Origin of the sequence: Castellaniella sp. (assembly GCF_034007085.1) — a bacterium.
In the GTDB taxonomy this organism is placed as follows: Bacteria; Pseudomonadota; Gammaproteobacteria; order Burkholderiales; family Burkholderiaceae_B; genus Castellaniella.
Map to the genome: position 1 here is coordinate 18,683 of NZ_JAVERO010000017.1, position 10,546 is coordinate 29,228.

Here is a 10,546-nt window from a genome sequence, read left to right on the forward strand (position 1 = left end):
GCGGGCGCCCGCAGCGCAGATGAAGTGTCCATTCTGCTGTTGTGCCGATACGCAGGTCGTGGATTCCCGGGTCTCCGAGGAAGGCGACACGATCCGCCGCCGCCGCCGATGCACGGCCTGCGACCGCCGCTTCACGACCTACGAGCGGGTCGATCTGATGATGCCGGCCATCGTCAAGCGCAACGGGACACGGGTGGACTTCGATCCGGCCAAATTGCAGGGCAGCATGGCATTGGCACTGCGCAAGCGCCCGGTCAGCGCCACGGCGCTGGACGCAGCCGTGGCGCGCATTCAGGAACGCCTGATGGCCAGTGGGCGGCGCGAAGTGCCGTCCGACCATGTCGGCGAACTGGTCATGTCCGAACTGCGGCAGCTCGATCCTGTGGCCTATGTGCGCTTTGCCTCGGTCTACCGCAGTTTCGAGGACCTGCGCGAATTCGTCCAGGCCATTGATGAATTCCGCCGGGCAGCGGACGATGCCGATGACCCGGCCTGAATTTTCGTTTTCCACCGAGGATCACCGCTGGATGCGGCGTGCCCTGGCGGTGGCCGAGCAGGCGCTGTTCGTCAGCAGCCCGAATCCCCGTGTCGGCTGCGTGCTGGTGCGCGACGGTCGCTGGCTGGCCGAGGGCAGCACCCAGCAGGCCGGTGGGCGGCATGCCGAAGCCCATGCCTTGCACGAGGCCGCGCTGCAGGGTGTGGATGTGCGCGGCGCCACGGCCTACGTCACGCTGGAACCCTGCTGCCATACAGGCCGCACGCCGCCCTGCGCCGATGCGTTGGCCGCAGCCGGCATCGCCCGGGTTGTGGTTGCCTTGCGGGACCCCAACCCCAAGGTGGCCGGTGGCGGGATCGAGCGGCTGCGGGCCGCTGGTATTCAGGTCGATGTCGGCCTGTTCGCAGATGATGCCCTGGTGCAGAACCCCGGTTTCTGCGCCAGGATGACGCGCGGCACGCCGTGGCTGCGCTTGAAGTCGGCGTCGTCCCTCGATGGCCGCACCGCATTGCCGGATGGCCGTTCCCAGTGGATCACGGGCGATGCCGCGCGCGATGACGGGCATCGTTGGCGGGCGCGGTCCTGCATGGTGCTGACTGGAATCGGCACGATCCTGGCCGATGACCCCATGCTGGACGTGCGCGCGGTCGAAACCCCGCGCCAGCCGATCCGCGCCGTGCTGGACACCCAGTTCGTACTGGGCGAACAGGCGCGGATCATCAATGGCGATCCGGTCTGGGTGTTCACTGCACGGCCCGATGCGGGCAAGGCCGCCCGCCTGGCAGCGCGCAATGTGCGCGTCATCGTGCTGCCTGGGGATGATCGCGGTGCCCTGTCCCTGACTGCGCTGGTGCGCTGGCTGGGTGAACACGAGATCAACGAGGTCCACGTCGAGGCTGGCGCGCGATTGCATGGTGCGCTGGTTCAGGCGGGGCTGGTCGATGAATGGGTGGCCTATCTCGCGCCCAGCATCATGGGTGACGGCCTGGGTTTGGCGGCGCTACCGACGCCCATTGCGGGCCTGGACCGAGCCCATCGGTACGAATTTCTGGACGCCCTGCAACTGGGCCCGGACATGCGGTTGCGGTTGCGCGACCCGGCGCGCTGGCGCGCGCTGGTCCAGGCCTGCGGGTTGTAGGTTTGTGGCCTGTACAATGGCCCCCATGCTGCACCTTCGGCTTGCTGCTCCCCGAGGTCGCACGTTGCATCTTGGGGCGGCCCGGTGATGAATATAGGGTAGCGTCATGTTTACTGGGATCGTTGCGGCCGTAGGCCGCATCACGGAAGTTCGCCCCCTGGGCGCTGGCGAGGACGCAGGTGTGCGCTTGCTCATCCAGGCGGGAGGCTTGCCGCTGGCGTCGGTCCGGCTGGGTGATTCGATTGCCATTCAGGGGGCCTGCATGACGGCCGTTGCCCTGCACGAGGACGCATTCGAGGTCGATGTGTCGCGCGAAAGCCTGGATCGCACCTGTGGCCTGGATCGGCCTGGCGAGGTCAATCTGGAGCACGCCCTGCGTCTGGGCGATAGCCTGGACGGGCACTTGGTATCCGGCCATGTCGATGGCGTGGGCCGTGTGACCTGCTTTGATGCCGTGGGAGAATCGATCGAACTGCGCATCATCGTCCCCGCCCATTTGTCCAAATACCTGGCCTACAAGGGGTCCGTCACGGTCAATGGCGTCAGCCTGACGGTCAACCGGGTGGATGACCAGGAAGAAGGCACGGAAATCTCCATCAACCTGATTCCGCACACCGTGCAGGTCACGACCTTGCGCAACCTGGAAGTGGGCGCGCCGGTCAATCTGGAAATCGATCTGATCGCGCGCTATGTCGAACGCATGGTCGGCGGCATGGGGGGGGTGGCTGGGCTGGTCGTTGCCTGATTGCAGCGGGCCATGCCGATCGTTGTCGTTATGCTAGAATAGCGGACTTCGTTTGCGTGTCATGGTACGCAAACGTGCAGGACAGGTGGCCGAGTGGTTGAAGGCGCACGCCTGGAAAGCGTGTATACGTGAATAGCGTATCGGGGGTTCGAATCCCCCCCTGTCCGCCAGTTGCACAAAACCCTGGATCCCATCGGGATCCAGGGTTTTTTCATATCTAGGTCGTCGTGATGACGGCGCAGGGTGCGGGCGCGTGACCGAAATCAGTCCATCCCCGGCACGGTATTGGAAAAGCCGCAGTCCACGTGCAGGATTTCGCCCGTGATGCCGCTGGCCAGATCCGACAGCAGGAAGGCGGCGGCATTGCCGACATCCTCGATGGTGACGTTGCGGCCCAGCGGCGATTGCGATTCGACGTATTTCAGCATGTTGGAAAAGTCGCGGATGCCGCTGGCCGCCAGGGTCTTGATCGGCCCGGCGGAAATGCCATTGGCGCGCAGGCCCTTGCGGCCCATGGATCGGGCCAGGTAGCGCACGCTGGCTTCCAGGGACGCCTTGGCCAGGCCCATCATGTTGTAGTTGGGGATGGCCTTTTCCGCGCCCAGGTAGGTCAGGGTCAGGACCGATCCGTTACGGCCTTCCAGCATCGGCAGCGCGGCCTTGGCCAGGGCGGGGAAACTGTAGGCGGAAATGTCGTGTGCGATGCGGAAATTCTCGCGCGTCATGCCGTCCAGGAAATCGCCTTCCAGGGCATCCCGCGGGGCAAAGCCGATGGAATGCACCAGGCCGTCCAGGCCGTCCCAGTGCTCGCGCAGGCGGGTGAAGGTGGCCTCGATCTGGGTGTCGTCGGCGACATCGCAGGGGATGACGATGCTGCTGCCGAGTTCCTCGGCAAAGCCGCGCACACGCCCCTCGAAACGTTCACCGACGTAGGTGAAGGCCAGTTCGGCGCCCTGGGCGCGGCAGGCGTGCGCGATGCCGTAGGCGATGGATCGATTCGAGAGGACGCCGGTGATCAGAATGCGTTTGCCGTTCAGAAAGCCCATGATGTGTTCCAGTCTAGAAAGTTCAATCGGAGCGAAGATCTCTCCACCTCGCCGCCTGCATGCGGCTCGGATTCGTCAGGCGCGGCATAGTCCGCAGGGGACTAGGCCGTGTCCTGCCTCATCCCTGTACCTCGGTGCCAGGCACGCGCAGGCGCTGGCCAGTGGACAGGGAAGAGTTCTTCAGGTTGTTGAGTTTGCGCAGGGCATCCACCGACGTGTTGTAGCGCCGCGCCAGGGAATACAGCGTATCACCCCGGCGAATCGTATGCGTGCGGATGCTGGGCTTGGATCTCAGGTCCTGGGCTTTCAGCCGGGTGGGGGGGCGAGTCGGTTCGGTTGCCGATGTCGCGTTGGAGGACTGGTAGGACGCCAGCATGAGGCCGCCTGCAGGGGCTTCCTGAGCCGGGATCAGCAAGGCGGCGGTGGTTGCACGGGTTTGTCGTGATCCCAGGTTGTTGGCCTGGCGCAGCTGGTTCAGGGAGATGCCGTGTGTTTTTGCGATGCTGGCCAGCGACTGGCCTTTTTTCGGGTGGATGACCTGCCAGGATGACAGGCGGCCCGTGTAGGACGCCAGGTTTTCATTGAAAACGCCGACCTTGTCCAGTGGCAGATGCAGGGCGGGCTTGTGCGCGGCCAGGATGACGGGCCGATTGTACGAGGGATTCAGCGCCTGGAAGTCTTCCAGCGGCATTTCAGCCAGGGCGGCAGCCACGGCGATGTCCATGTCGCGCGATTTGTGTACGGTGGTGAAGTACGGGGTATTGCTGACCTTGGGCAGGGTGATGCCGAATTTTTCCGGGCGCGCGATGATGTTCTTGATTGCTTGCAGCTTGGGCACGTAGTTGCGGGTTTCGTCGGGCATGTCCAGGGCGGTGTAGCCTGTGGGCTTGCCAGCGTCGGCGGCCTTGTCCATGGCGCGCTTCACGGCGCCTTCGCCCCAGTTGTACGAGGCCAGCGCCAGATACCAGTCGCCCTGGAAATCGTACAGATAGCTCAGGTAGTCCAGCGCGGCCTGGGTTGATGCCACCGGATCGCGCCGCTGGTCGCGCCACCAGTCCTGCTGCAGTTTGTAGTGTTGCCCGGTGCTGGGGATGAATTGCCACAGGCCGGAGGCCTGGGACCGCGACAGGGCATTGGGGTTGTAGGCGGATTCGACGAAGGGCAGCAGCGCCAGTTCGGTGGGCAGGCCGCGCCGGTTCAGTTCGTCCACGATGTAATACAGGTATTTGCCGGCCCGCTGGCTCATGAGCAGCACGGATTGCGGGTGCGAGGCGTAGTAGTCCGTCCAGTAATCGACCCGTTCGTTACGCAGGTTGGGGATGGCGAAACCCCGCCGGATGCGGTCCCACATATCGCGGGGTGGGTGCGTCAGATCGACGGTGCGAGACGTGTCTTCTGCCACATAGGCCTGGCGTTGATCGGCCGACTGGGGGCGGGTGGCACAACCGGCCAGCGCCACCAGGATCAGCGGCAGGAGGAGTCGCAGGATTTTCATGGATGGATCATTGGGGGATTTTGAGGCGCGAATTTCCCGATTTTACCCAAGGAATCACATGTTTGTGCAAGAAACCTGAGAAAACGCCGGAAATGTCGGCGTCCGGCTGCGACCTTACCTGAAATCATTTTTCCATTGCCGCAGCGCCGCAAAGACGGCTTGGGGGGTGTCCAGGGAGGACTGGGCATACTGGGCCGAGGCGGCTTGTACTGTGGCCTGGCGGGTGCGTAGAAATGGGTTGGTTTGCAGTTCCAGGCCGATCGAGGAGGGCACCGTGGGTAGGTTCTGGGCGCGCAGTTGCGTCACGTCCCGGGCGCGGGCGTGCAGGGCAGCGTTGTCGGGTTCAACCTGCAGGGCCCAACGGATGTTGGATGCCGTGTATTCGTGCGCGCAGCAGACCAGTGTGTCCGGCGGCAGCCCGGCGAGCTTGTCCAGGGAATCGAGCATCTGGGCGGGCGTGCCTTCGAACAGGCGACCACAACCGACGGCGAACAGGGTGTCCCCACAGAAGACCGCCGACCGATCGGGGTCCAGTGGCCCGGTGTAGGCGATATGGCCGGCCGTATGGCCGGGAATGTCCAGGATCCGGAACTGCAGCCCCATGCCGGGCAAGTCCACTGTGTCGCCTTCGGCCAGAGGGACGTCGCAGGCCGGGATGTTTTCGTGGCGCGGCCCGTAGACGCGCGCCCCGGTTCGCTGTTGTAATGCACGCACGCCGCCGACGTGGTCGCCGTGATGATGGGTGATCAGGATGGCGTCCAGAATCAGTCCATCGTGCAGCAAGGCTTCGACGGGGCCGGGTTCCCCCGGGTCCACGACGAGTGCATGGCCGTTTTTCTGTACCATCCAGATGTAATTGTCTGACAGGGCGGGAATGGGCGTCAGGACGGCCCGGGCGGAAGAATGCATGGCAAGGAGATCAGGGTGGCACCGCAGCGCGAAATGCCGATCGAATTGGCCGAATGGCTGGAAACCCCTGTGGGGCGGTACGCGCGCGCCTGGGAGCAGCGCCAGGTGGACGCCATGGTCGGCAATGCGTTCGGCTATCATGCCATACAAATTGGGCTGCCGCACTGGAATCTCCTGCAGGCCAATCGCATACCCTACAAGGCCTGGGCGCATAGCCCCAGCGCGCCGTTCGGCTCGCGGGCGGGTCGCTTGGTCTGTGAGCCTGAACAGCTGCCTTTCGACACGCAGAGCGTCGATCTGGTGGTCATGCCCCATACCCTGGAATGGTGTATGGACCCGCACCAGGTGCTGCGCGAGGTCGAACGCATCCTGATGCCCGAAGGCCGGGTGGTGCTGACGGGTTTCAACCCCTACAGTCTGTGGGGGTTGCGGGAATCCCTGCCGGGCCTGGATCTGCGCTTGCCGGTACCGGTGCCATCCCAGGTTTCGCCCGCGCGCCTGAAGGACTGGTTCAAGCTCTTGTCCTTTGAACTGGATCGCGGGCGTTTCGGCTGTTATGTGCCTCTGTGCGCGACCCAGGCCTGGCTGCATCGCTGGCGGTTCATGGAACATGCCGGCGATCGCTGGTGGCCGGCCGGTGGCGCGGTGTACGCGATTGCGGCAGTCAAACGGGTGTCGGGCATGCGCCTGGTCGGACCTGCGTGGCGCCAGCCGCGCCGTCGCATGCGCCGTGGCGCGGTGGCACCTGCCGCCAATCGAATCAATGAGGACATCCATGGCTGAACCCAGAGTGGATGCCTGGACGGATGGCGCCTGCAAGGGCAATCCCGGTCCAGGCGGATGGGGCGTCTTGTTGCGCCAGGGGCCGTACGAAAAAACCCTGCATGGCGGCGAGCCGGACACGACCAACAACCGCATGGAACTGATGGCGGTGATCCAGGCGCTGCGGGCGCTCAAGCGGCGTTGCATCGTGACGGTGCATACCGATTCTTCCTACGTGCAAAAGGGCATGACCGAATGGCTGCCCAACTGGAAGCGGCGTGACTGGCGCACGGCCGACAGAAAACCGGTCAAGAACGCCGACCTGTGGCGCATGCTGGACGAATTGGCGGCGGGGCATGAATTACACTGGCGGTGGGTCAAGGGTCACGCCGGTGATCCCGGCAACGAACGGGCGGATGCCCTGGCCAATCTCGGCGTGGAGGACCCACAGGGGTTGCGCGCGCCTTAGGCTTTGCCGCACTCATCAGCACACGGCCGATCCCGGCGGATCGACAAGGATTCCCATGCGTCAAATTGTTCTCGATACCGAAACCACGGGCCTGGAGCCCGATCAGGGCCACCGGGTGGTGGAACTGGCCTGCGTCGAGATCCTCAACCGGCAGGTGACCAACCGCCATCTGCACCTGTATCTGAACCCGGACCGGGACAGCGATCCCGAAGCGCTGCGAGTCCACGGGTTGACGACTGAATTTCTGTCCGGCCATCCGCGATTTCCGGAGGTCGCCCAGCAGCTGGTGGATTTCGTGCGTGACGCCGAGGTCATCATCCACAACGCGGCTTTCGACGTGAAGTTCTTGAACGCCGAATTGCAGCGCGCCCAGTTGCCTCCGTTCACTGAACTATGCGCCAAGATCACGGATTCGCTGCTGGTGGCGCGCGAGATGTTCCCTGGCAAGCGCAACAATCTGGATGCGCTGTGCGAACGATTCGGCATTTCCAATGCACACCGGACCTTGCACGGGGCGTTGCTGGACTCGGAACTGCTGGGCGAGGTCTGGCTGGCCATGACGCGCGGCCAGGATTCCCTGCTGGACGAGGCGCCCGATGATGCGCCCGGCCGTGCCGGTACCGACGCAGCCGGAGGGCGAGGGCGGTTCGATGCCTCGGGACTGCCGGTCATCCAGGTCGATGCCCAGGCGCTGCAGGCCCACGAAGCCTACCTGGATGGCCTGGACAAGGCGGCGGGCAAAGCCTGCCTGTGGCGGCAGATCGAGTCCCAGGCTGGGGTGAACGGGGCAGCAGGCTGATCTGGGCTGGGTGACGGGGTGGAATGCGGCCCAGGGGCGCGTGACTGTCAGCGCTGTTTTGGAAAACCATGTATAATGGCCGTCTTTCCAGTCGGCTGATCCTGCGCGCTTTGCGCAAATTCTTGGCAGCCCGATTGGGCGGTTAGCTCAGTGGTAGAGCACTGCCTTCACACGGCAGGGGTCACTGGTTCGAACCCAGTACCGCCCACCATGTAAATCCCAATAAAATCAATAGTCGTCGGTGTCCCTGGCGGGCAGCGGACCGTCCTGGTACAGCAGGCACTTCTGCTGGGGTTCGTCAATCTTGGGGTTTCTTCAACAACGCCACTATGGTGGATTGACCACGGTCGGTCAGCCGATAGCGTTGCATGCGACTGGTGGGGGTGTCGGGTAGTGTCATTTCAATCATGCCCAATTCCATTAATCGCCGGATCTGCTTATGCAGCTCCCCCGATACCGTTCTGTGGCCCAGGCTCCTGGCCAGTCCAGCCTTGCCGGACTCGTGTTCGGCCAGAAGCGTTACGACTCTAGCCGCCAGTTTCGACTCTAGCCGTGACTCTAGCCGTGACTCTAGCCGTAAATGATCATCATTGTCCGGTGAGACTTCCGAAACATGAGTTCCTTTGGTCGCGTCTAGGCTTTGTGTCAGCGATAGAAAGATGCTCAGACGCACGCCCGTCGCAATTTCTGTAATGATCGGCTCTGGCAGGCCCTGGGTGGCAGCCTGATCAAAAATCCGCCTGATTCCGCTGCCCCATTGCTCGATCATGCCCAATTCACGAAAAACACGGGCGATCACCGGGTTGCGGATCCGGGAGACCCCACTTTTCATGTCTTCGACGGTCATGCCTGGCAGCAGCAGGCCGGGGCTCTCGATGTCAATACGGTCATCAAAGAAGGCGATACGGATCGGTGTACCGCGCTGCGAATAGTCGCTGTGTACCAAGGCATTGACGATGGCCTCGCGCAGGATCGTCAGTGGGATGCTCCAGACATCCTCGCGACGCATCGCGCCGAACTGGGCGCTTTTGAAGGCATGTTTCTTCAGAAAAAATTCAATTGCATCCACCATCTGCGGCAAATGGTCGTGAATCTCCACCTGATCGAAGATGTGAACTTTGTCTATGCCCTGGAAACGCCCGCACTGCACCCAGGCGTCAGGAAAATACTGCTCACGATCTTTGCCGAACAGCAGAACCCCCCCATGGGTAGGCACTAGGCGATTCTGTTCACGGCGCACCAGTTTCAGGGTCGTCAATGCCTTGCCATCCAGCTGTCGCCGGTCACCAAACAGGGCCTGGGCAGCCTCCAGGTCCAGGTCATCCACACTGAGTTCCGGCATGGGCTGCTCGTCGAAGACGACGCCTTGTGCCGACCGGCGCAGTTCGGCGATCAGATCCGGGCCGGCCTGTCGGTTGCTGGACCCCAAACGCACATACACGCCCTCATCTGGCCCCTGATGTTTGACATAGTGCGGTCGGCTGTTGCTGGGAAAGACCTCGACCACCAGAATGGTTCGCTCACCCTGGCTGACCAGTTCCACATTGGGCACCAGCCTGGGCGTAATGGAATCCGCAATCAAATTGCAGATGCGTTCTTCTTCGTCCAGCGGGTCGGCCACCCCGATCACTTGTCGGTCATCGCTCACTCCCAGGATGAGCCGCCCGCCGGCCGAATTGGCAAAGGCCACCAGGGTTTTGACCACATGGCGCGGTGAAGACAGGTCGCGCTTGAATTCCAGCGTCTTGCTTTCTGGCTGCTGCAAGAGCGGATCGGGGGATGCCATCATCTCAATCCTCGTCCTTGGCTACCAGCCCAGAGATCTTCTTCACGGCGGCGCCGAATTTTGGGTAGTTCACCTTTATACCGTCGTCCAGGTCGATCTCGATCTGTTGCAGTGCAGCGGGTACAGCACATCGCGCTCACGCACTTCAGGGGAAAACTGCGTTTGATTTGCCATGACGCCATTCTCTCAGAGCTTGGAGCCTCCGCAAAACTCGGGGCAATTTACGAAGGCGCTACCCCATGAACGGGGGATGGGCATTCATCAGCACGGCGGATGCCACTGACCCCTCAGCGGCCTGGCGTGAGCGCCCGCAGATGCTCATGCAGAATCCGTCTGATTTCCAGAATGGCGGCAGGGCTTTCCTGGATGCTGTGAGAACCCAGGATGATCTTTTCCGATGTCGCGCCTTCCAGGTGGGCGCTGCGCCAGGGCACCAGCCCGTCGTCGGATGCTTCCAGCGGTCCGGCTGCGGAACGGCGGGCGATGATGCTGTGATAGCGCACGGCAGGTGAAATCGCCATCGTCTGGCTCAATTGCAGAAAACGATCCCGTTCGCTCAGATTGTCGATGCCATTGGCGACCAGGGCGCGGTCCAGCGTGTCCTGATGCGCCGCCTGGGACAGGCCGCCGAATTGTTCCAGCAGCGTCAGGGGCAGGCGGACCAGGGCCGAGGCCAGGCGCACCATGTTCTTGTCGGCATAGGGGGTGCCATGGTGAGGGGCAGCGATGAACACGGCGCGGCTGATGCCGGCAACTGGTGTGAAGTGCAGCAGGCTGCCGAAATCCCGGACGATGCGTGCCTGCAGGTCGCGTCCAGGCTGGTAGTGGGCCTGGATGGCGTCGTACAGCACGGAGCCGGATGTGGAGACCAGCAGCCGGCCCAGCACGCCGCCCATGCTGT

10 protein-coding genes, 2 tRNA genes and 1 pseudogene are annotated in these 10,546 nt (G+C 63.2%); 8 read left to right on the forward strand and 5 right to left on the reverse strand.

Going from position 1 to position 10,546, the window contains the following annotated elements; translation table 11 throughout:
- The first annotated feature begins 19 nt into the window (after nt 1–19).
- The 4 genes from nrdR (at nt 20) to RBR29_RS03205 (ending at nt 2,549) form a co-directional block, all read left to right on the forward strand.
- Complete coding sequence (gene nrdR, locus RBR29_RS03190; protein ID WP_320347177.1) at nt 20–496, forward strand: transcriptional regulator NrdR; 477 nt, start codon at nt 20–22, stop codon at nt 494–496.
- Nucleotides 483–1,634: a bifunctional diaminohydroxyphosphoribosylaminopyrimidine deaminase/5-amino-6-(5-phosphoribosylamino)uracil reductase RibD gene (gene ribD / locus RBR29_RS03195; protein WP_320347179.1), complete on the forward strand. Its 1,152-nt coding sequence runs from the start codon at nt 483–485 to the stop codon at nt 1,632–1,634. Before nrdR ends, ribD begins: the two co-directional genes overlap by 14 nt.
- A gap of 106 nt (nt 1,635–1,740) precedes the next feature.
- Nucleotides 1,741–2,379: a riboflavin synthase gene (locus RBR29_RS03200; protein WP_320347181.1), complete on the forward strand. Its 639-nt coding sequence runs from the start codon at nt 1,741–1,743 to the stop codon at nt 2,377–2,379.
- A 79-nt stretch (nt 2,380–2,458) separates the two neighbouring features.
- A tRNA-Ser gene (locus tag RBR29_RS03205) sits at nt 2,459–2,549 on the forward strand.
- Between the two features lie 93 nt (nt 2,550–2,642).
- On the opposite strand, the gene fabI is transcribed toward RBR29_RS03205, so the two are convergent.
- The 3 genes from fabI to gloB form a co-directional block, all read right to left on the reverse strand.
- A complete protein-coding gene (fabI, locus tag RBR29_RS03210; RefSeq protein ID WP_320347183.1) occupies nt 2,643–3,425 on the reverse strand; it encodes an enoyl-ACP reductase FabI in 783 nt (260 codons plus the stop codon).
- Between the two features lie 118 nt (nt 3,426–3,543).
- Nucleotides 3,544–4,920, reverse strand: a complete 1,377-nt coding sequence (locus RBR29_RS03215) for a transglycosylase SLT domain-containing protein (RefSeq protein WP_320347185.1) — start codon at nt 4,918–4,920, stop codon at nt 3,544–3,546.
- Nucleotides 4,921–5,034: 114 nt separating this feature from the next.
- Nucleotides 5,035–5,829: a hydroxyacylglutathione hydrolase gene (gloB, locus tag RBR29_RS03220; protein ID WP_320347187.1), complete on the reverse strand. Its 795-nt coding sequence runs from the start codon at nt 5,827–5,829 to the stop codon at nt 5,035–5,037.
- A 15-nt stretch (nt 5,830–5,844) separates the two neighbouring features.
- On the opposite strand from gloB, the gene RBR29_RS03225 reads away from it, so the two are divergent.
- The 4 genes from RBR29_RS03225 to RBR29_RS03240 all read left to right on the forward strand — a co-directional run bounded on the left by RBR29_RS03225 (nt 5,845) and on the right by RBR29_RS03240 (nt 8,070).
- Nucleotides 5,845–6,612 carry a class I SAM-dependent methyltransferase gene (locus RBR29_RS03225; protein ID WP_320347189.1) on the forward strand — a complete coding sequence of 256 codons (768 nt, stop codon included), beginning with the start codon at nt 5,845–5,847 and terminating at the stop codon, nt 6,610–6,612.
- The gene (gene rnhA / locus RBR29_RS03230) at nt 6,605–7,060 is read left to right on the forward strand and encodes a ribonuclease HI (RefSeq protein ID WP_320347191.1); all 456 of its coding nucleotides are present in this window, start codon (nt 6,605–6,607) and stop codon (nt 7,058–7,060) included. Before RBR29_RS03225 ends, rnhA begins: the two co-directional genes overlap by 8 nt.
- A gap of 55 nt (nt 7,061–7,115) precedes the next feature.
- Nucleotides 7,116–7,859, forward strand: a complete 744-nt coding sequence (gene dnaQ, locus RBR29_RS03235) for a DNA polymerase III subunit epsilon (RefSeq protein WP_320347192.1) — start codon at nt 7,116–7,118, stop codon at nt 7,857–7,859.
- A 136-nt stretch (nt 7,860–7,995) separates the two neighbouring features.
- Nucleotides 7,996–8,070: transfer RNA gene (locus RBR29_RS03240), tRNA-Val, on the forward strand.
- Nucleotides 8,071–8,157: 87 nt separating this feature from the next.
- On the opposite strand, the gene RBR29_RS03245 is transcribed toward RBR29_RS03240, so the two are convergent.
- Nucleotides 8,158–9,648: a helix-turn-helix domain-containing protein gene (locus RBR29_RS03245; protein ID WP_320347193.1), complete on the reverse strand. Its 1,491-nt coding sequence runs from the start codon at nt 9,646–9,648 to the stop codon at nt 8,158–8,160.
- A gap of 284 nt (nt 9,649–9,932) precedes the next feature.
- Nucleotides 9,933–10,546 (reverse strand): annotated as a pseudogene (locus RBR29_RS03250) (alpha/beta hydrolase); the annotation flags it as partial.

Coding starts and splice junctions, on each gene's coding strand:
- RBR29_RS03245 (WP_320347193.1), bottom strand. CDS start 9,648: ATGATGGCATCCCCCGATCCGCTCTTGCAGCAGCCAGAAAGCAAGACG.
- gloB (WP_320347187.1), bottom strand. CDS start 5,829: ATGCATTCTTCCGCCCGGGCCGTCCTGACGCCCATTCCCGCCCTGTCA.
- ribD (WP_320347179.1), top strand. CDS start 483: ATGACCCGGCCTGAATTTTCGTTTTCCACCGAGGATCACCGCTGGATG.
- rnhA (WP_320347191.1), top strand. CDS start 6,605: ATGGCTGAACCCAGAGTGGATGCCTGGACGGATGGCGCCTGCAAGGGC.
- RBR29_RS03200 (WP_320347181.1), top strand. CDS start 1,741: ATGTTTACTGGGATCGTTGCGGCCGTAGGCCGCATCACGGAAGTTCGC.
- fabI (WP_320347183.1), bottom strand. CDS start 3,425: ATGGGCTTTCTGAACGGCAAACGCATTCTGATCACCGGCGTCCTCTCG.
- nrdR (WP_320347177.1), top strand. CDS start 20: ATGAAGTGTCCATTCTGCTGTTGTGCCGATACGCAGGTCGTGGATTCC.
- RBR29_RS03215 (WP_320347185.1), bottom strand. CDS start 4,920: ATGAAAATCCTGCGACTCCTCCTGCCGCTGATCCTGGTGGCGCTGGCC.
- dnaQ (WP_320347192.1), top strand. CDS start 7,116: ATGCGTCAAATTGTTCTCGATACCGAAACCACGGGCCTGGAGCCCGAT.